This is a genomic window from Halorubrum sp. Atlit-26R (genome assembly GCF_003666015.1).
Classification (GTDB): domain Archaea; phylum Halobacteriota; class Halobacteria; order Halobacteriales; family Haloferacaceae; genus Halorubrum.
This window is the reverse complement of sequence record NZ_QPLT01000015.1, coordinates 58,594-77,808: the sequence shown is the minus strand read 5'-3', so window position 1 is coordinate 77,808 and position 19,215 is coordinate 58,594. Positions and strand designations below refer to the sequence as shown.

Annotated in this window: 21 protein-coding genes and 1 tRNA gene; 13 read left to right on the top strand and 9 right to left on the bottom strand. The window is 67.9% G+C overall.

Features of this window, described 5'->3' with window-relative positions:
* Positions 1-4 precede the first annotated feature (4 nt).
* Positions 5-1,621: a long-chain-fatty-acid--CoA ligase gene (locus tag DVK07_RS15240; RefSeq protein ID WP_121597852.1), complete on the bottom strand. Its 1,617-nt coding sequence runs from the start codon at positions 1,619-1,621 to the stop codon at positions 5-7.
* Positions 1,622-1,720: 99 nt separating this feature from the next.
* On the opposite strand from DVK07_RS15240, the gene DVK07_RS15235 reads away from it, so the two are divergent.
* From DVK07_RS15235 to DVK07_RS15215, 5 genes are all read left to right on the top strand, one after another.
* Positions 1,721-1,960: a hypothetical protein gene (locus tag DVK07_RS15235; RefSeq protein WP_121597851.1), complete on the top strand. Its 240-nt coding sequence runs from the start codon at positions 1,721-1,723 to the stop codon at positions 1,958-1,960.
* Positions 1,961-2,118: 158 nt separating this feature from the next.
* A tRNA-Met gene (locus tag DVK07_RS15230) sits at positions 2,119-2,193 on the top strand.
* Positions 2,194-2,444: 251 nt separating this feature from the next.
* Entirely contained in the window at positions 2,445-3,719 is a 1,275-nt protein-coding gene (locus DVK07_RS15225) for an RNA-guided endonuclease TnpB family protein (protein WP_121597850.1), read from the top strand.
* 200 nt (positions 3,720-3,919) lie between these two features.
* Positions 3,920-4,531 (top strand): translation initiation factor IF-2 subunit beta, encoded by a 612-nt coding sequence (locus DVK07_RS15220; protein WP_121597849.1) that lies wholly within the window; start codon positions 3,920-3,922, stop codon positions 4,529-4,531.
* A gap of 119 nt (positions 4,532-4,650) precedes the next feature.
* Entirely contained in the window at positions 4,651-5,826 is a 1,176-nt protein-coding gene (locus DVK07_RS15215) for a Xaa-Pro peptidase family protein (protein ID WP_121597848.1), read from the top strand.
* A gap of 50 nt (positions 5,827-5,876) precedes the next feature.
* On the opposite strand, the gene DVK07_RS23385 is transcribed toward DVK07_RS15215, so the two are convergent.
* From DVK07_RS23385 to DVK07_RS15205, 3 genes are all read right to left on the bottom strand, one after another.
* Entirely contained in the window at positions 5,877-6,029 is a 153-nt protein-coding gene (locus DVK07_RS23385; RefSeq protein WP_199719543.1) for a hypothetical protein, read from the bottom strand.
* 86 nt (positions 6,030-6,115) lie between these two features.
* Positions 6,116-8,476 carry an ATP-dependent DNA helicase gene (locus tag DVK07_RS15210; protein ID WP_121597847.1) on the bottom strand — a complete coding sequence of 787 codons (2,361 nt, stop codon included), beginning with the start codon at positions 8,474-8,476 and terminating at the stop codon, positions 6,116-6,118.
* A 115-nt stretch (positions 8,477-8,591) separates the two neighbouring features.
* Positions 8,592-9,248: an HAD family hydrolase gene (locus tag DVK07_RS15205; RefSeq protein ID WP_004598188.1), complete on the bottom strand. Its 657-nt coding sequence runs from the start codon at positions 9,246-9,248 to the stop codon at positions 8,592-8,594.
* Between the two features lie 136 nt (positions 9,249-9,384).
* Here DVK07_RS15205 and DVK07_RS15200 point away from each other — a divergent pair, with 136 nt between their 5' ends.
* Complete coding sequence (locus tag DVK07_RS15200; protein ID WP_121597846.1) at positions 9,385-9,834, top strand: TIGR00725 family protein; 450 nt, start codon at positions 9,385-9,387, stop codon at positions 9,832-9,834.
* A 33-nt stretch (positions 9,835-9,867) separates the two neighbouring features.
* Here the strand turns inward: DVK07_RS15200 and DVK07_RS15195 are convergent, their stop codons facing one another.
* Positions 9,868-10,944 carry a HAMP domain-containing sensor histidine kinase gene (locus DVK07_RS15195; protein ID WP_121597845.1) on the bottom strand — a complete coding sequence of 359 codons (1,077 nt, stop codon included), beginning with the start codon at positions 10,942-10,944 and terminating at the stop codon, positions 9,868-9,870.
* Between the two features lie 107 nt (positions 10,945-11,051).
* The gene (locus DVK07_RS15190; RefSeq protein ID WP_121597844.1) at positions 11,052-12,206 is read right to left on the bottom strand and encodes a cobalamin-independent methionine synthase II family protein; all 1,155 of its coding nucleotides are present in this window, start codon (positions 12,204-12,206) and stop codon (positions 11,052-11,054) included.
* 181 nt (positions 12,207-12,387) lie between these two features.
* Between DVK07_RS15190 and DVK07_RS15185 the strand changes: the two genes are divergently transcribed.
* From DVK07_RS15185 to DVK07_RS22275, 3 genes are all read left to right on the top strand, one after another.
* Positions 12,388-12,588, top strand: a complete 201-nt coding sequence (locus DVK07_RS15185) for a hypothetical protein (RefSeq protein ID WP_007993996.1) — start codon at positions 12,388-12,390, stop codon at positions 12,586-12,588.
* The gene (locus tag DVK07_RS15180) at positions 12,585-12,800 is read left to right on the top strand and encodes a hypothetical protein (protein ID WP_121597843.1); all 216 of its coding nucleotides are present in this window, start codon (positions 12,585-12,587) and stop codon (positions 12,798-12,800) included. Before DVK07_RS15185 ends, DVK07_RS15180 begins: the two co-directional genes overlap by 4 nt.
* Positions 12,801-12,994: 194 nt before the next feature.
* The gene (locus tag DVK07_RS22275) at positions 12,995-13,351 is read left to right on the top strand and encodes a hypothetical protein (protein WP_147441181.1); all 357 of its coding nucleotides are present in this window, start codon (positions 12,995-12,997) and stop codon (positions 13,349-13,351) included.
* A gap of 687 nt (positions 13,352-14,038) precedes the next feature.
* On the opposite strand, the gene dph2 is transcribed toward DVK07_RS22275, so the two are convergent.
* A complete protein-coding gene (dph2, locus tag DVK07_RS15175; RefSeq protein ID WP_121597842.1) occupies positions 14,039-15,082 on the bottom strand; it encodes a diphthamide biosynthesis enzyme Dph2 in 1,044 nt (347 codons plus the stop codon).
* Positions 15,083-15,260: 178 nt separating this feature from the next.
* On the opposite strand from dph2, the gene DVK07_RS15170 reads away from it, so the two are divergent.
* From DVK07_RS15170 to DVK07_RS15155, 4 genes are all read left to right on the top strand, one after another.
* Entirely contained in the window at positions 15,261-15,920 is a 660-nt protein-coding gene (locus tag DVK07_RS15170; protein ID WP_121597841.1) for an alpha/beta hydrolase, read from the top strand.
* 81 nt (positions 15,921-16,001) lie between these two features.
* Entirely contained in the window at positions 16,002-16,376 is a 375-nt protein-coding gene (locus tag DVK07_RS15165; protein ID WP_017343000.1) for a YlbF family regulator, read from the top strand.
* A 49-nt stretch (positions 16,377-16,425) separates the two neighbouring features.
* Positions 16,426-17,148, top strand: a complete 723-nt coding sequence (locus tag DVK07_RS15160) for a P-loop NTPase (RefSeq protein WP_121597840.1) — start codon at positions 16,426-16,428, stop codon at positions 17,146-17,148.
* 104 nt (positions 17,149-17,252) lie between these two features.
* Positions 17,253-17,873: a transcriptional regulator gene (locus DVK07_RS15155; RefSeq protein ID WP_121597839.1), complete on the top strand. Its 621-nt coding sequence runs from the start codon at positions 17,253-17,255 to the stop codon at positions 17,871-17,873.
* A gap of 26 nt (positions 17,874-17,899) precedes the next feature.
* Here DVK07_RS15155 and DVK07_RS15150 read toward each other — a convergent pair whose 3' ends face one another.
* Together DVK07_RS15150 and DVK07_RS15145 are read right to left on the bottom strand one after the other, a co-directional pair.
* Positions 17,900-18,160: a hypothetical protein gene (locus tag DVK07_RS15150; protein ID WP_121597838.1), complete on the bottom strand. Its 261-nt coding sequence runs from the start codon at positions 18,158-18,160 to the stop codon at positions 17,900-17,902.
* A gap of 109 nt (positions 18,161-18,269) precedes the next feature.
* The gene (locus tag DVK07_RS15145; protein ID WP_121597837.1) at positions 18,270-19,205 is read right to left on the bottom strand and encodes a peptidylprolyl isomerase; all 936 of its coding nucleotides are present in this window, start codon (positions 19,203-19,205) and stop codon (positions 18,270-18,272) included.
* Positions 19,206-19,215 lie beyond the last annotated feature (10 nt).

Below are 19,215 nucleotides of genomic sequence, written 5' to 3'. Positions count from 1 at the left end.
TTCGCTACCCCTCGCCGACCATCCGGTCCTCCTCGTCCCACTCGCGCTCGCGCAGCTCGTACTTCTGTATCTTCCCGGTCGCGGTGGTGGGAAGCTCCGCGACGAACTCCACCTCGCCGGGGGTCTTGTAGTCGGCGACGCGGTCGCGGACGAACGCCTTCAGTTCCTCGGGCGTCGCGCCCGCGTCGTTCGGGTCGCCGCCCTCCGGGACGACGAACGCCTTCGGCGTCTCTCCCCAGCGCTCGTCGGGCGCGGGGATGACGGCGACGTCGGAGACGACGTCGTGTTCGAAGAGGGTGTCCTCTAACTCGATCGAGGAGATGTTCTCCCCCCCGGAGATGATGATGTCCTTCTTCCGGTCCTGGATCGAGACGAAGCCGTCCTCGTCGACGACCGCGAGGTCGCCCATGTGGTAGTATCCCTCCAGCCGCTCCGAGAACGCCTCCTCGGTGGCCTCGGGCTTGTTCCAGTAGCGGTCCATCACCTGGTTGCCGCGCACGACGATCTCGCCGATCGTCTCGCCGTCGGCGGCCACGTCCTCGCCGTCCTCGTCGACGACGCGGACGTCCGTGCCGAGGTAGCCGATCCCCTGCGTCTTCTTGACCGCGAACCGGTCGTCGGCCCCCTCGTCGAAGTGCCGCTTCGCGTCTGAGGTGGTGATCAGCGGGCCCGTCTCGGTCGCGCCGTACACGTGTTTGAGCTCCCAGCCGAACTCCTCCTCGACGGTGCGGATCGTCGCCTCCGGCGGCGCCGCGCCCGCCGTGGCGACCCGCACGTCGTTGTCGCCCGTCGTCGCGCCCCCGTGTTCGGCGTGGTGGTCGCCGAGCATGTTGAGGACGGTCGGCGCCGCACAGAAGTACGAGACGTCCTCGCCGCGGATCCGGTCGAACGTTTCCGCGACGTCGACCCCGCGGGTACAGACGTGCCGGGCGCCCGCCCCGGTGATCGCGTAGATGTGGCCCCAGCCGTTGACGTGGAACATCGGCAGCGTCCAGAGGTACACGTCGTCGTCGGTGATCTCCTGGTGGATCGAGATGAGGTACGCGTGGAGCGTCTCCGCGCGGTGAGTCCGACAGACCCCCTTCGGGTCGCCGGTCGTCCCCGAGGTGTAGTTGATCGTGATCACGTCGTCCTCGTCCATCTCGGGGCGCTCGTAGGCGTCGGGGTCCGCGTCGTCGAGCGCGGCGTCGAACGACTCCCAGTCGCCCCCGACCGCGTCCGGGTCGTTCGTGAGGAACGTCTCGGTGGGCACCTCGTCGCGGACCGCCTCGACCCTGTCGGCGTACTCGGCGTCGGCGTAGATGGCGTCGACGCCGGCGTCCGAGAGCATGTACGAGAAGTCGTCGGGCGTGAGCCGGTAGTTCAGCGGCGTGTGAACCGCGCCGACCTGCATCGCGCCGTAGGCGGCCTCCAGGTGGTAGTGCGTGTTCGGGTCCAACACCGCCACTCGGTCGCCCTTCTCGATCCCGCGCGCCTGAAGCGCGGCGGAGAAGCGGTCGGCGCGCTCGCCGAGCTCCGCGTACGTGTATCGCGTCCCGTCGACCGCGAGGACGGCCTCCTCGTCGGCGTAGTGGCGCCGCGCCCGGTCCAGAAAGTCCGTCGTCAACAGCGGCTTGTGCATCGTCTGTCACTATCGATGATGTGTGAAATCGTTTGCGGCCGACGCAAGGGACGGTCGGTCGCGGGAGCCTTTTCACGGTCGGCGGCAGAGGGGTGAGAAATGAGCGACGAGTCCGAGGGGTCGGCGTTCAACGAGGGGTACGTGATTCCGATCGCGGGACTGCTGTCGTTCATGTTCGCGCTGATGGCGGGGCTCACCGCGCAGCGGGCGCTTTCCGGCGACCCGGCCGACGTCGCGGTGACCGTCGGATTCGCCTTCGTGGCGGTCCTCGCGCTCCGGATCCGCATGAAGGCCGTCGCGGCGCAGACGAGCGACGACGAGGGCGTAGGCGAGGAGTGACGACGGAAAGGCGGTCCGCGAAGCGGCCGCTCGGTGCGATCTTCGGCTCCGATTCGGGCGCCCGCGCGAGGGTTCGCGACCGCCGCGGACGCGTGGACGAATCGCACACCGGCGTCGGGATCAGAACCCTTAACAGTCGCACCCGATTGTGCTACGATAGCGGGATGGGATAGCCAGGAGATTCCGCCGGGCTCATAACCCGGAGATCGGTAGTTCAAATCTACCTCCCGCTATCTTTTGTCGACGACAGTGAACGCCGAGCGAAGCGAGGCGTGAACAGCGTCGTCGACGAGATAGCCCCGGAGCAGATTTGAACCAGGGAACGGAGCGAAGCGGAGTGACCGTGGTTCAAATCTCTGGCAAGCCAGACCGAGCTCCTTGGAGCTTGAGACCTAGGGTGAACGTCGTAAGCTCAGTGGAATTTCCACTTCCACCGTGGATGGCTGATGTTCAAGTGAAGCCCACGGTTACCAAGCTTGCGTGTATGACCGACACACAGGCTCTCATCAAGACGATGGATTTCCAACTCGATATCCAGAGTGACAACGAGAGCCTGCTGTACGACGCCAACCTCGAAGCACGGTCGGTGTACAACGAAACGATCCGTCTCGCCAAACAAGGCTTGGACTGGGACGTGATTCCCGAACGAGTGGCGGGAAATTCCAATCTCGTGAAAAACACGACTCAGCGTGTCGTCGCCAAAGCACTCGGCGCGATGGAGAACTACCACGAGTACGACGACTTCGGCCAGCCAAGCCACACCAAGGACGGCACGTACCCGCTTTGTGCGAACTACGAAGAGGGGTACAACCTCTCACTCGACGATGATGGCGATATAACGTTCCGCATCAGCGCGAAGCCGTACCAGCATATCAAAGGGGTCCTCAAAGGAGCTGATTCTCACCTTGATATACTCAAAACTGCACTCGAAAGCGACGAGTGGAAAATTGGGACAGCAGAAGCTCTGTTCCACAACGACGATCCCGAGTTACACGTTAATATTACTAATACTGAGCGGACTGTCCGAGGCAAGCACGACTCGCAGACCGTCGTTGGCGTGGATGTGAACGAAGATAACGTGGCTCTCACCGCACTCTCTGAGAATGGCATCAAGGATTCATTAGTCATTGACTTCCCCGAAATTAAATTTGAACGCCACCGCTACTTCACGATGCGAAAGCGCATCCAGAACGCGAGGAAAAATAGTATCAACGACACGCTCGAAGGGTGTGAGGAACGTTTCGTCCGCGACCGACTCCATAAGGTGAGTTGTCATATCGTGGAGTGGAGCCGTCAGTTCGAGAAACCGTGTATCGTCTTTGAAGACCTCAAAGAGATGCGCGACAGCATCGACTACGGCACGCGGATGAACCGACGTTTACATCACCTCCCGTTCCGCGCGCTCCAGTTCTATACGTCCTATAAGGCGTCGTTCAAGGAGATACCGACCACATGGATTAACCCTGAGTACACGAGTCAGCGGTGTCCAATGTGTAGACACACGGAGCGAGCGAACCGTAACAAGAAGCGGTTCAAGTGTCGGTCGTGCGGGCATCAAGACCATAGCGACCGTGGTGCAAGCGTCAACATCGCTGTGAAAGGCATCAAGAAACTCGACTGGAATGTGCCTGCTCTCAACAGCCTCCCTCAAGTTCGGAAGGTGCGACGGCAGGCATCGGGGGCCGTGGACGCCCCGACCGTGACCCACCCGACCGTTCGAGACTACCAGATCGATGGTCGGTCGGGAGTGTTAGATTAAACCACGGGAAGCCTCGGAGCAGCCGGAAGACTTCACTTTCCGGGATGACGAGAGATCAAGGATCTCTTGAATCAGTTGTCTCCGAGGCAGTTCACCTCCCGCTATTTCTGCCAGACTACCACCCAGAACCTCCTTTACATTCCGGAGCCGCCGCCACCGAACCCGGAAGCGATTTCCGTCGCGCTGTCGTTTCCTCGCGTATGGATTACGAATCGAGCCTCGACCGCGCGATGGATGAGGTACCGGATCTGGGCGGGTCCGACGAGCGACTGTCGGTACCCGAGCCGGAATGGCAGAAGGACGGGGCGTTCACCCGCCTGACGAACCTCTCCGCGATCGCCGACGCCCTGAGCCGCGACCCCGAACACGTCCACTCGAAGATCCAGCAGGAGCTGGGGACCGCGGGCCAGTACGAGGACGGCCGCGCGCGCTACAGCGGGAACTTCCGCGAGCGCGACTTCCAGGCCGCGATCGACTCGTACATCGAGTCGTTCGTCACCTGCTCGGAGTGCGGCCTCCCCGACACGCGACTGGAGACCGAGAACCGGACGCCGATGCTCCGGTGTGAGGCCTGCGGGGCGTTCCGCCCGGTGGCGAAGCAGAACACCTCCAACACCCAACGGCAGGAGGACGCCGTCGAGTCGGGCAACACGTACGAGCTCGAGATCGTCGGCACCGGCCGCAAGGGCGACGGCGTCGCCGAGCGCGGCGAGTACACCATCTTCGTCCCCGGCGCGCAGGAGGGCGAGACCGTGACGGCGTACATCAAGAACGTCTCCGGCAACCTCGCGTTCGCCCGCCGCGAGAACTGAGACGACCGGAGCGCCGGCGGCGTCGGTCCGGTGCCGGCGCCGTCGGTCCGGTGCCGGCGCCGTCGGCACCGCCGTTCCGCTACCCGACCGTTTATCGGCGCGTTCGCACATCGTGAGGTATGGCCACGCGACTTCCGGAGTCGGCCTTCGACGACCGGCTCGCCGCGGTCCGAGACCGGCTCGCAGCGACCGACGCCGACGCCGCGACCTGGGTCGGCGCGACGGCGATCGAGTACCTCACCGGCTTCCACCACATCCAGACGGAGCGCCCGGTGGTCCTCGCGGTCACCGACGACCGCGTCGAGATCACCGTCCCGCGGTTAGAGGTCGAGCGCGTCTCCCCGAACCCGCGGATCGACGCCGTCCACGACTACTTCGACTACCCGGGCGGCGAACCCGTCTCGGTCGCCGTCGACATGCTGAGCGGCCTCGGCGCCGACGCGATCGCCGCCGACGCCGACGGCCCCCCGGGCGTGATGGGGTACGAGGGCCCCGCCTTTTCCGAGTCCCTCGACGTCGAGACGCAGTCGTGGGTCGACCGGATGCGCTGGGCGAAGTCCGACGCCGAGGTCGACCTGATCCGCGAATCCGCGAAGTGGGCGAACCTCGGCCACCGCTACCTCGCCGACTACTCCGAGCCGGGCGCGCACCCGGCGACCGTCTCGCAGCGCGCCTCCACGGAGGCCTCCCGCGCCATGCTCGACGCGCTCGGGGACGCGTACAGCGTCCGCGTCCGGGGCGACGGGCCGGTCCACGCCGGCTACATCTCCGGCGAGGAGACCGCGCTCCCGCACGGCCACACGCCGAACGAGCGGCTCTCCGAGGGCGACGTCTTAGTCACGGGCGCGACGGCGAACGTCGACGGCTACCGCTCGGAGTTAGAGCGGACGATGTTCGTCGGCGACTACTCCGACGAGCAGGCGCACTACTTCGAGCTCATGCTGGAGGCACAGACGCTCGCCATCGACGCCTTGGGCCCGGGCGTGCCGGTCGCCGAGGTCGACGAGGTCGTCTGGGAGTACTTCGAGGAGCAGGGCGTGACGGATCTGGTGCAACACCACGTCGGCCACAACATCGGGCTCGGCGCCCACGAGCCGCCGTACATCGACCGCGGCTGGGGCGAGCGCTACGACGGCGCCGACGCCGTGATGGCGCCCGGCCACGTGTACACGATCGAACCCGGAATCTACACCGACGAGTTCGGCTACCGCCACTCCGACACGGTGGCGATCACCGAGTCGGGGACGGAGCGGCTCACCAACTTCCCGCGAGACATCGACTCGAACGTGGTCTGAGCCGCCTCGTTTCGAAGGGGTCGTCGGTCACCCCCTCCCGCGCCGACCCGTTATTGGACCCGGTCGACCGCGACGCGGTGGCCGGTCTCCTCGACGTGTTCGCGACGGAGGGCGTTCGCGTCCGTCGCGGCGTCGCAGAGGCTTTCGAGGGAACACTCGCGACAGACGAGGTGATACCGTTCGTTCCGAGAGACAGCGTCCATACGCTCGCCAACCGCCGTACCCGCATAGTTACAACTTTCCTACCGGTGAGTAACGGCCCGTTATCCGCGGGATCCGAACCGGTTCGTCACTCGCTCGTCGCCGGCGCCCTCGACTCGAACCGGTCGAGCGCGACCTCCAGCATGTCCGGGCTGACGGGCTGGTACTCCTCGCGCTCGTGTTCGGGCAGGTACTCCCGGACGCCGTTCCACGAGTCTCGGGCGTACCGGGCGTCGAGCAGGACGCGGACGCCGCGCTCGTCCGGGCCGCGGATGACGCGGCCGACGGCCTGTCGGGCCTTGCGCACGGCGGGGACCGTGAGCGCCGTCTCGAAGCCGGACTCGAACCGCCGGTCGTAGGCGGTGATCACCGCCCGCGTCTGCGGCCGCGCCGTGTTGATGATCGGGACGCCGCAGACGACCGCGGCCGCGAGGCGGTCGCCGCGGTAGTCGACGCCCTCGGTGAGCGTGCCGCGGAGGCTCGTCACCAGCACCTTCCCGTCGCCGGCGAAGAAGTCGTCCTTCAGCGACTCCGTCTCGCGGTCGCCCGTGGACTCGTCCAAGAGGACCGGCTTGTCGAGCCGCGCCGAGAGCGACTCCGCCATCCACGACGCTTCCGCGTAGCTCGGGGTGCCCACGAGGACGTTCCCCTCGCGGCGCGCGACCGCGGCCGTCGCGTCGAGGTGTGCGAGCCGCGTCGGGTTCTCCTCGCCCGGCGCGCCGCGGTTCTGATGGGTGAACTTCGGCGCGTCGACCGCGAGGCTCGCCCGGTTGTCCTCGGGGAAGGATAGGCCGTACGTCCGCTCGACGACCGGGCGACCGCGCTCGGCCAGGTGGTCGAGCCCGGTCACCTCCCGGAACAGGTCCATCGGCTCCAGCGTCGCGCTCATGAGGACGCCGCCGCCGAACTCGGCGAGCCGGTCGCCGATCGGCTCGCTGGGCAGGCAGTTGTGGAGCGCGAGCCGGCCGTTGTACGCCCGCCGCCACGAGTCCGGCGGCTCCGTCTCGTCGAAGGTGCGTTCGAGTTCGATCGCCCGGAAGAAGTCGGTGTGGCCCTCCCGGTACCAGGCGTTGAGGGTGCGGCCGACGCCGGGGGCCGCGCGCTGCTTGTCCTCGTCTTCCAGCGAGTCGAGGACGCGCTTGACGACCGCGCCGACCTGCTCGGCGCGCGCCCAGACGCGCTCGCCGTACCCCTCGCCGTCCGCCCACGCCGTGATCTCGTCTTTGCCCGGCTCCTCGGGGTCGCGGAGCGGGATCTCCGTATCGTCGAGGTCGCGCATCGACGCGCGCCAGTCGGGGCGCTCGCGGTCGAGGTGCGCGGTCACGCGCCGGTCGAGCTCGCCGCGCAGGTCGGCGTAGAACTCCCGGACGGCCTCGATCTCTTCGACCGACACGTCCGCGTCCTCCAGTTCGCCGCGGACGAGGGCGGCGTCGTCGGACTCCGCGCCCGCCGACTCGAACGAGAGCGGCTGGACGACGCGGGTGAGCTCGTTCTCGGCGTCGCGGAGGCTGGCGTCCGCGACGGCGTCGCTCACGAGGTCCCGCACGCGGGGTTCGAGCATGTGCGCCTCGTCGCAGACGACGAACGTCGAGTCGTCGAGGAGCGCGCCGGTGAACGTCCCGGTCGTCACGGGGTCGAACGCGTGGTAGTAGTTGCCGATGACGACCTCGACCTCGGGGACGAGCGCGCCCATGATCGAGTGGGGACACGAGCCGTGGCCCGCGGCGAGCCGGACGAGCTCGTCGGCGTCGACGTGGCCGAGGTCGGTCACGTCGAACGGGACCGCCTCCGCGGGGTCGCCGTCCTCTGGGAGGTCGTCGAGGAAGCCGGCGTAGAACGGACAGAACTCGACGTCGTCGTACTCCTCGGTGTCGGGGCGGTACGGGGTCGGCTCGCCGTCGACGGAGAGGTAGTCGGCGGCGCCGTCCGCCGACGAGCCATCGTTCCCCGAGTCCATCAGCCCGACCTGCTGGCTCCGCGCCTCGCTCACGAGGTTCGAGGTCGTCATCGCGCCGCCGTCGCCGACGAGGTTCCGGGTGCGCTCGCGGAGCCCCTCGCAGCGCTCGTACACGTTCTCGCGGTCGATCCCGCCGCGGTTCTCGCGCGCGTACGGGCAGACGTCCGCCTTGCCGACGAGGGTGAGCCCCGAGACGGGGTCGTACCCCTCCGGGAGGTCGTCGTTTATCGTCCGGAGATCCGTCTCGAACTGACGCAGCTGCTGTTTGACGCTGGTGAGGACGAAGACGCGCTCGAAGTCGGAGTCCGGGTCGCGCACGCGGTCGAGCCCGGCGGTGAGCGCGAGCATCGTCTTCCCCGTCCCGCAGGCGCCCTCCAAGGCGAGGAAGCCGCCGTCCTCGGCCGCGTCGACGGCGGCGTCGATGCCGTCGGCCTGCTCGGGGTAGGGTTCGGGGTGGCCGAAGAGGTCGGCCCACGGGGGCGAGTCGGTCACGGACACGAGTTACGCGCCATCCGATTTAAACGCTTCATCGGCGGCACGTAGGGTCGCTGCCGACGAGGCCGACGCGTCGCTGCCGGGACGCGGAGTACGCGGGAGGGACGCGGCCTCACTCCACGATGTCGTGGAGGTCGGAGAGCCGGTCTATCTCCCAGGTCGGCCAGACGTTCAGCTCCCAGTCGCGGCGGTGCGGGCGGCGGATGAACGCCGAGTCGATCCCGGCGTTCTCGGCCGCGCGGACGTCCGACTCGTTGTCGCCGACGAACAGGGCGTTCCCCGCGTCGAGGTCGCCGAGCGCCTGCTCGATGTAGTGGGGGTTCGGCTTGCGGAGCTGGAGCGAGTGGATCGTCGGCTCGCGGCCGTACGCGGCGCCCATGCGGTCGAAGCCGTCGAAGTGGTCGACGAGGAAGTCGACGGTCGCCTGCTGGTTCGACGAGACGATCCCCATCTGGACGTCGAGGTCCTGGAGCTCGTCGAGGTCGTCGTAGGGGGTCTTGCGCCCCTCGCGGGCCTCCTGCTGTTGCGCCCGCGACACCACGTCGTCGCGCGTCCGCCAGAACGACCCCGGATCGAGGTCGTACGTCTGACAGACGGTGCCGACGCTGCCGGGGGTCGCACCGATGGTCATCTGCTCTACGTCGTCCGGATCGGGCTCCTCGACGCCGCACTCCTCGAACGCGTTCCGGGTCGCGTCCCGGAGCACGTCGAAGCGCGTGCGGCCCACGAGGACACCGTCGTTGTCGAACACGACGGTATCGTACGTCATAGCTCTCATTCACGGCGAACAGTGATAAGGGTTTCAGTGACGGTCTCAACGCCGAGAATCGACGCGAACGGGGCCCTTCCCGCGGAAAGCCGGGAGCTACCGGTCGCTTTTACTGCCGCCCCGGCGTGGTGAGCGCATGCGAGTCAGCGTCATCGGCGGGAGTTCGATCGACGGGGAGACGGCGGCGGTCGCGGAGGCCCTCGGCGAGCGGCTCGCGGAGCGCGGCCACGTCGTCGTCTGCGGCGGCCTCGGCGGCGTCATGGAGGCCGTCTGCCGCGGCGCCCGCGCGGCCGGCGGCGAGACGATCGGGGTCCTCCCGACGGATGACCGCGGTGACGCGAACCCGCACGTCACGACCCCGATCGCGACGGGGATGGGGCACGCGCGCAACGCGCTCGTCGTGATGAACGGCGACGCCGCTATCGCGGTCGACGGCGGTCCGGGAACGCTCTCGGAGGTCGGGCTCGCGCTCGCGCAGGGCCGCCCCGTGGCCGGGCTCGACACGCACGGCGTCGACGGCGTCGAGGCGGCGGAGTCGCCGGCGGAAGCTGTCGCGTACGTGGAGCGCGCGGCGCGATCGCGCTGATCCCGCCGAGACCGTGCGTCGACCCGAGCCGGGTCAGTCCTCGTGTTCGACGCCGGTTATCTCGAACCTCGCGCCGCCGCGAGGGCCCTCCGAGACCGCGATCTCCCACCCGTGAGCGCTGGCGACCTCGGAGGCGATGTTGAGGCCGAACCCGGTCCCGTTCCGGTCGGTCGTGTACCCCACCTCGAACACGCGGTCGCGCTCGTCGTCGGGGATCCCCGGGCCGTCGTCCTCGACGAAGAACCCCGACGGGAGGACGGCGCCGGCCCGCGTCGTCGTGTATATCGGCGAGATGTCCCCGACGGCGACGGACACGTCTTCGCCGCCGTGTTCCACGCTGTTCCGGAACAGGTTCTCCAAGAGCCGCTTCAGTCGGCCCCTGTCCGCGAGGATCTGCCGGTCGCTGTTGACGACGAGCGTCGCCTCGCCGGTCGCGACGTTCGCCCAGCACTCGTCGGCGAGGGCGGACAGGTCGACCGGTTCGAGCCCTTCGGGCTGTTCGCCCTGCTTCGCCAGCGTCAGCAGGTCGGTTATCAGTTCGAGCGTCCGGTCGACCGCGGACGCCGCGGCGTCGACGTGTTCGAGGTCTCCCTCGCTCCGCGCCATCTCGAGCCGTCCCTGGGCGACGTTGAGGGGGTTTCGCAGGTCGTGCGAGACGCCCTGAACGAACCCCTCGAGGCGGTCGCGCTGTCGCTCCGCCTCCGCCACCGCGCGGGCGGACGCGACGGCGTTCGAAATGCGGCGAACGAGAACGGGCGCTCGGTCCGAATCGGTCGACGCCCTCGCGACGTCTGTGGCGCCCGCGTCGAACGCCTCGGCCACGCCCGACGCGTCGAGCGCCTCGTCGGGGCAGAAGACGATCGGGAGCGTCGGGTACCGGTCGCGGACCGCCTCGACGGCGGGGAGGCCGGTCGGTTCCGCGGGTCGACCGACCGCGACCACGCAGTCGACCGGCGAGTCCCGGAGGATCTCCAGCGCCGCGTCGACCGTCGCGACCGGTTCGACGGCGAGGCGGTCGTCGTCGCGCTCCAGCGACGCCCGCAGCGCCGCCGCTCGGTCCGGCGTGCTCGCGACGAGGACGGCGGCGATCGAACCCCTGACTGTGGACATCGCGGAGATCCTTCCCTGAACGGGCGTCCGCTTACGTGATAAACGTTAGCGGGAGACGAGTCAACGTGAGAACCATTTCGCGTCGCAGCGCGCCGTTCGCCGTCCGTTCAGGCGAGCCGCTCGCTCGCGATCTCCGCGCCCTCGACGAGCGCTTCGAGCTTCGCCCACGCGATCTCGGGGTCGACCATACCGAGGCCGGCCTGCGTGCCGAACCCGCAGTCGGGCGCAGCGGTCAGCGGTGTTCCGTCGCCGACGGCGTCCGCGACGCGCTCAAGGCGGTCCGCGATCGTCTCCGGGTGGTCGATGACGTTCGTCTTCACGTCGACGACGCCCGGCATGAGCGTCCAGCCGTCGGGCACCGGATGTTCGGCGAACGCGCGGTACTCGTGCTGGTGGCGCGGGTTCGCCTGCTCGACGCTGAGCCCGGTGATGTCGGCCTCGTAGATCAGCGGCAGCATCTCGGCGAGGTCCGTGTCGAGGTGGTGGGGCCCCTCGTAGCTGCCCCAGCAGGTGTGGAGCCGGACCTGCTCCGCGGGCACGTTCGCGAGCGCCTCGTTGAGCGCCTCGACGTGGAGCCGCGTCGCGTCCTTCGCGGCCTCTAGCGGCTCGTCGGCGTACGCCGCGGTGTGGCCGACCGTCAGCAGTTCCGGGGCGTCGATCTGGAGCGTGAGCCCGGCGTCGGCGATGATCTCGTACTCCGTCTTCATCGCCTCGGCGACCGCGAACAGGTACTCCTCGTAGTCCCCGTAGTGGTCGTCGACGTGCGTGGCGGTGACGACGCTCGGCGACGCCGCGGTCATGAACGCACCGTCGACGTCGCGGTCGGCGGCCGCGAGCGCGTCGGTGAACCCGTCGATCTCGGCCTCCGCCTCCTCGCGGCCCGTGTACTCGACCGCCTCGGTGACGACCGGGTGCATCGAGAGGTCGATCACGTCGGTCTTGAACGTCTCCTCGGCGTAGGAGGGGAACTCCTGGAGGTCGGCCCACAGCTCGGTCTCCCGCTTCCCGTCGATACCGCTCAGCCGGTCGGCGACGTACCAGTTGAACGAGACGCGGGACTGCTCGCCGTTGTTGATCGCGTCGAGGCCGGTCTCGACCTGTCGATCGACGACGTCGCGGGTCGCGTCCGCGACCGTCTCGTCCCACTCGTCGGGGTCGACCGACTCGCCGTCCTGCCGGCGAGTGAGCAGGTCGAGCAGTTCCGGGGGTCGCGGCAGGCTACCGATGTGCGTGGTGGAGATGTGGCCGTCGTTCGTCGTCATCGATCACAACCACGGGTCGCTTCCTCAAAAGGGCCGAGGATCCGGCGGGATCGGTACGGCCGGGTCGCGGCACGGAGGTCCTCTCGAACCCGTCTTCCGTCGGCGGACGAGGTCTTCGGGCCCGAAGGCGGTAATTAGATGTAATTAAGATTTATCAACCCGCGGTGAGAGGGGTTCGGCAATGAGCGACTACACCACGATTTCGCTGCGGAAGGAGTTCGTCGCGGACGTCGAGGCGTACATCGAGGACGAGCCGTTCGGCTCGGTGAAGGAGTTCGTGAAACACGTCGTCGTCCAAGAGATGGAGTCCGACGAGGGGGTCTCCGAGGCAGAGGCCAAACAGATCGCGCAGAAGCTTCGGGACCTGGGGTACATGGAATGAGCGGGTGGCACGGGGAGGCCCGGTCTTCGGGCCTCGGCGGAGTCGACCGCGCGGACCTCGTCTTGCTCGCGATCCCGCTCGCGTTCTGCGCCGCGTACGCGGCGACATCGCTCGTCGTCCGTGGGTACACGCTCCCCGTCGCCGGCGGGTCGCTCGCGGCCGGCGCCCTCGTCGTCGACGGACTGTTCGTGAACCCGCCGGGCGAGGCGTGACGGCCCGTTAGGATGGAACCGAATCAGAAAGGAGATTCGGTGATATCCATATGTCTGATTTCCCGCGAACTCTCTAGATGAAAGCTTATACAACCAGTAAACTATCGCTATCTATGGATTCGCGGTTGGAATCGTTTCTTTTGGGCAAGTCGTCGGAGCTATCGCTTCGGTATCTCGGGTACTCGGTCGTTCTCATGACCCTGTTCTTCTGTCAACTCTATCTTGTTGGAAATTCCGGTATGGGAAACTCATTTGATTTGCTTATGAGCCCATTTGGAGTCACGATATCGGCAATTATCCTCGGAGGGATACAGGCGTATCGAAACGCCGGAATACTCGTGAGTATCGCCGTCGCCGTCATCATCATGAGCGGCTCTACCCTGTATGCTGTCATCTCGCTTAATCACCCCCAACCTGACTATGGGCTTTTAACCGGCGTGGGGTCAGCAATTTTGTATGGCGTCCCAATAGGGATTGTATCATCTACTGTTGCGTTTGCTTTACGGCGATTTGTCCCAAGCTTCTCACCTACCGCATCCAAGAAAAAATAGAAATATAAGAGTCTGTTTAAATGCTCTGTAAGTGATATTTTCCACTGCGATTACCGTCAATACAGACGTAGCGACGAGCGATTTCGGAAGTGGGTATCTCAGATCGGCTGCCGCGATATCGTATTTAAATAACCGTGAGTGACGGCGACGAGTGCTTATAAACGGCAGGCGGTGGCGCGCCCCGGTGAGCGGCCCGAAGGGCCGCGAACCGACGGCGCGAGGGAGTCGCTGGCGGTCGAGCGAAGCGAAGACCGCCAGCGACGAGGCTGGGGAGGCGTGAGGTGCGGGTGCTGTGCGGTGCGGGTGGGACTCAAAGGGGCAGCCGCGAAGATGGCGCAGGCGACGTAAGCACCGCAGCGAAGGAGCCCTAGCGACTGAGCGAGGAGCGCAGCGAGCGTGCGCCATCTTCGCGGCTGGGGATTTGGAGGCACTCGCCGCAGCAGCGTCAACCAGTTATAAACAGCCAACGGCTAAACCGAGATTCTACTTATAAACAACTTCACTCACGACGTACGACACTCACTCCCGAAATCGCTCGTCGCTACGTCTGTACTGAGCGATCGATGGCGGAGAAACAGCGCGTCCAGAGAATGGTAACAGAGTCAGATACCCCGAAGAACTCCTCCAAAGCCCCAGCCGCGAGGGCAGCGCACGCTCGCTATCGTTCGAAAGGCGCTCCGCGCCGCCCTACCAGGTGTCGTGGAACGTGTCGAACTCGATCGAGTCGAGCGGCTTCTCGCCGATGGCGGCCTCGTACTCGCCGGGCGTTAACATCGGCTTGTGGAACCGCGGGCCGTCGTCGGTCGTGATCCGCGGGCAGCCGGTGTTGACGAACGCGTCCATGTCGAAGTTGCGCAGGCGGTCCGGCGTCACCTCGTCCATGGTGATCAGGTAGGCGTTGTCGTTGTTGTCGACGATCTCCTGGGCCTTCTCCCAGCGGCCCTGCCCGATCTTGGTACAGAAGATGACGCCCCACTTCTCGGCGTCCATCGCCTTGTGGACCGCGGCGTAGCGCTGCTTGAGGAACTGGTCGTGTTCCGCGACCGAGACGGCGTTGTTGACCGGGTCGGCGATGACCACGCGCTTATCGGGGTGCTCCATCGCGAGCCCGACCGGGTGGAACTTCCCGCCGCCGACGTACAGCACCTGGTCGGCGTCGATGTCCGCGGAGGCGTAGTTACAGCCGAGCACCTGCCCCTCCTTCGTGAGGCGGTCGTCGCCGCGGCGGGTGTGGACCTCGTAGCCGCGCTCCTCCAGCCAGTCGGTCATCTCCTCGAAGCGGTTCATGTGCTGGGCCGTCGTGACGAGCCCCACGTCGGCGTCCTCCTCGGGCGCGGTCAGCTCCTCCTCGAGCGCGTCCTCCATGATCGGGAAGGGGTCGACGTTCGAGAAGAGGGGGACGTAGACGATGCTGTCGGACTCCTTCATCGGCGTGTGGCCGAAGTGGACGAACACGTCCGTGCGGCGCATCAGGTACGTGTCGAGGTCGCAGGCGCCGTAGCAGGGCTGCCCGGAGAGCATGAAGGTGACGTCGTCGGGCGCGACCTCGCGGAGGTCGTCCGCGACCTTCGGGCCGCGGCGCTTGAGCCCCTCGGGGAATTGAAGACCGACCTTCGAGGCGTCGCGCTCCTCGATGGCCTCGAGGATTCGGTCGAGTTCGTAGTCCCACTCGCGGTCGTGTTTCAGGGCCATCCCCGTCTTCGTGAGGTCGCCCTCCGTGGAGCCGCTCATATCGAGCGAATTGTGCGGCAGGACGGTTAAACGGCGCGTTCGGCGACGGATGGTGTAACCCCTCCCGGTTACCAGCTCCGGGGTCGACGGCGTCGGCCGGTGTTCGCTCTCGCCGAGCGCCCTCGTGTGCCTGCCGCGGCCGACGGACCTAACCGCCGCCCTCGTCAACCGCGCACCGATGACCGACATTCCGCTCGAACACGTCCACGTCGCCCCCGACGACGGGACCGACGACGAGCCCGCGCCCGCCGTCTTCGTCCTCCACGGCCGCGGCGCCGACGAGGAGGACCTGCTCCCGGTCGCCGCCGAACTGCCGGACGGCCACCACGTCGTCAGCCTCCGCGCGCCCGACCCGCTCCAGGGCGGGTACACGTGGTACGAGCTCGACCTCTCGGCGGGCGGCTTGGAGTCGAGCCAGCCCGACGCCGAGGACTTCCGCCGGAGCCTCGACCTGATCGTCGAGAGCGTCGAGGGCGCGGTCGACGCCTACGGGCTCGGCGCCGACCGGATCGGCCTGCTCGGGTTCAGCCAGGGCGCGATCACGAGCCTCTCGCTCCTGCTGGAAGACCCCGATCGCTACGCGTGGGTCGTCGCGCTCCACGGCTACCTCGCCGAGTCGCACGCCGACCTCGACCCGGACGGGATCGAGGGCAAGCCCGTCTTCGTCGGCGCCGGCGCAGGCGATCGCGTGATCCCCGAGTCGCGGACGACGGCGGCGGTCGAGCGGCTCGAAGCCGCCGGCGCCGACGTCAGCCACGGCAGCTTCCCCGGCGGGCACGGGATCGGTCCGCAGGAGCTCGAAGCGGTCGTCGAGTTCGTGGCGTCCCGGACCGCATAGCGGACGCCCGAGGCCGATCCTGTTGACCCCGCCGACCCCCGGCTCCGGCAGGTTCAAACCGCTCGGCCACGATGTCCGGATATGAGCGTCGAACAGGTCTCCATCGAGGACCTCGGCCGAGAGCTCGGCGAGCGGATCGCCGAAACCCCGGAGTACGAGCGCTTCGAGGAGGCGAGAGCCGCGGTCCAGCGCGACGAGGAAGTCCAAGAGCGGATCGACGAGTTCGAGCAGCTGCGCGCGGAGTTCATGCAGGCCCGGCAGACCGGACAGGCGACGAACGACGGGCTCCAGCGCGTCCAGGAGGCGCAAGACGAGCTCCACTCGATGCCGGTGATGAGCGAGTACCTCGACGCGCAAGACGAGCTCGAGGACACGCTCGAAGCGGTCAACGAGGCCATCTCCGAGCCCCTCGCCGTCGACTTCGGCGGCGAGGCCGGCGGCTGCTGCCAGGACTAACGCTAGTTTACGGCCGACTTTTTATACCGGATACCGACCCACGCCCGCCGTGATAGCCGTCGCCGGCGGCAAGGGCGGAAGCGGAAAGACGACGACCACCCTCGGACTCGCCCGCGCGCTCTCGCGCCGCGGCGCGCCGGTCGTCGCGGCCGACGCCGACTGGGACCTCCCGAACCTCGCGCGGCTGGCCGCGGAGACGAGGTCCGAGGGCCCAACCGAGACCGGAGCCGGGGGGCCGCCGCCCGGCGCCGACCGTCACGCCGACGGGTCGGACGCGCGGACCGTCCTCGACGCGGTCCGCCGGACGGAGCCGATCCGTCCGGGTCGCTCGGCGCCGACGGTCCTCGCCGCGCCGGACACGCCGCGGTCGGTCGACGCGGGCGCGGCGTTCGGCGCGCTCGACGGCGTGACGCCCGAGGGCGCACCGGTCCTACTCGACAGTCCGGCGGGCGCGTCGCCGGACGTGGCCGCGCCGCTTCGGGCGGCGGACCGGGCGCTGATCGCGACGCCGCTCCGACGCGCCGCGCTCCGCGACGCCGCGAAGACGGCGGCGATCGCCCGTCGGCTGGACTGTCCGCCGGTCGGTGCGGTCGTGATCGGCGAGACGGACGTGCCGGACCGGGTGGCGACGCTGCTCGGCTGTCCAGTCCTCGGCGCGATTCCGGACGGCGGGGGCGCCCCGCTCTCCGACCCGGCCGTGCGGAACGCGTACGACGGCCTCGCCTCGCGACTCGGTGAGACCACGGCGGCGAGCGGGTGGCAGATCGCGTGAGGATCGCACCTACCGGCGACGCCGGAACGGCGGGCGACGGGGTCACGAGCGGCCGAGAGAGCCGCCATCGACAGACCCAAGCGTCCACGGGCGGCAGCGATCGTATGGAGACGCTTCCGACTGGGATCTCGGTGCTGGACCGACAGTTCGGCGGAGGGCTCCCGAGCGGTAGCGTCGTCGTGTTGAAGGCGAACCCCGACAGCCAGTCCGAACTCATCTTGAACCGGTTCGCCCGGGTCCGAGAGTGCCGCTACCTGACGACCGTCCGGTCAGCCGACGCGGTGGCGGCGGCGCTCAGCCGCGACGGCGACGAGGAGACGAGCGTCGAGGCCACGGACGACGCCGGCGACCTCCACGAGTTGGCGTCGCTGACCGACGATCTCCCCGAGGAGGGCACGCTGATCGTCGACTCCGTGGGGCCGGTAGAAGAGAGCGCGTCCCCGGCGGCGTACGCGGAGTTCCTCGACGACGTGCGGTCACGGGTGGTCGGCGCCGAGGGGGTCGCGCTGCTCCACGCGCTCCGCGGCGGCGAGGACCCGCGGACGCGACGCGTCACGGAGCAGGTCGCGGACGTGGTGTTCGACCTGCGCACCACCGTCACCGGGACCGAGATCGCGAACCGCCTCGTCGTCCCCAAGTTCCGGGGGGGCGCCGCGCTCGAGGAGCCGCTGAAGCTGAAGCTCACCGACGAGGTCGCCGTCGACACGAGCCGCGACATCGCCTGACGCGGCCGTCCGTTGGCGCTCCGAGCCTACAGCGCGGCGGACGCGAGGATCACGATCACGCCGACGAGGGCCGCCGCGACGGCCCAGTTCCGCGCGGTGTCGACGGCCCCGTACGGCCCGCCCTTGCGCGAGAAGAGGTACAGCGCGTACACGGCGAGCGGCGCCAGCGTCGGGAGCGTCGGGACAGAGACGACGCCGGTGAAACTCGACAGCAGCGCGATCGCGACCGTCGCCGCGCCCGCGACCCCGGCGACGAGCGCGTCCTCGCGTGCCCGTTCGATCTCCATACTCGGTGTGGGCGCGTCGCCGGGCAAAAGGGATCCGTTCGCCCGGCGATGCGGTCGCTCGCCGGGCAATAAAAACGGTAGAGCCGCGGAGGTAGGGAAGCGGCGTCGACTACTCTTCGTCGATCTCGTCGACGATCTCGTCGGCGTCGACGTCGACGTCTTCGAGCGCCTCCTCGATGTCGACGTCGCCGGCGCCGGCGCCGCCCATGCCGCCCATCATGCCGCCGAGACCGCCCATCCCGCCGCCCTCGATGACCTCCTCGATGACCACGCGGTCGAGGTCGAGGCGGTCCATGAGGTCCTGCGCGATCTGCTGTTTCTGGAACATCCACTGCTGGTTCATCTGCATCGCCTGCGTCGCCGTGACGTAGAGGACGTCCTTCTCGACTTCCTCGGTTTCGACGGTCTCCTCGCCGTCGTCGTCCTCGGTGACGGTCTCCTCTTCCTCGGTCTCCGTCTCGATGCGGACCTCCGGCGCCTCCTGGAGGTACATGCCGAGCATGCCGGCGGCCTGCTCTTCGCGGTCGTCGATCGCCTCGAGGATCTCGTACTCGTACTCGAGGTCCTCGCCGGCCAGCGGGTGGTTGAAGTCGACGCGGGCGCGGCCGCCGATGATCGTCTCGAGGTGGCCCTGCTGGTTGTCGATCTGGACCTGCGCGCCGGGGTAGCGGTCGTCCTCGGGGATCTTGTCGGCCTTGACCGTCTCGACCTCGTCGGGGTCGTACTCGCCGAAGGCGTCCTCGGCGGGGACGTCGACCGTGCCCTCGTCGCCGACGGCGCCGCCGACGAACGCCTCCTCGACGGTGGGGAACACGTGGCCGGCACCGAGCGCGATGATGCGGGGCTCGAACTCGTACTCGTCGACGTCGATCTCGGCGTCCTCGGCCGTCTCCTCGTCGGTGGTGTCGATGACGCGGCCGTCGTCGGCCGTTCGAATCGTGTACGCGACGCGGACGAAGTCGCCGTCCTCGAGTCCGTCGGCGTCAGTCTCGGTCTCGGTCTCCTCGGCCTCGTCGGCCGCGTCCGCTTGCTCCTGATCGCTCATACCCGAACGT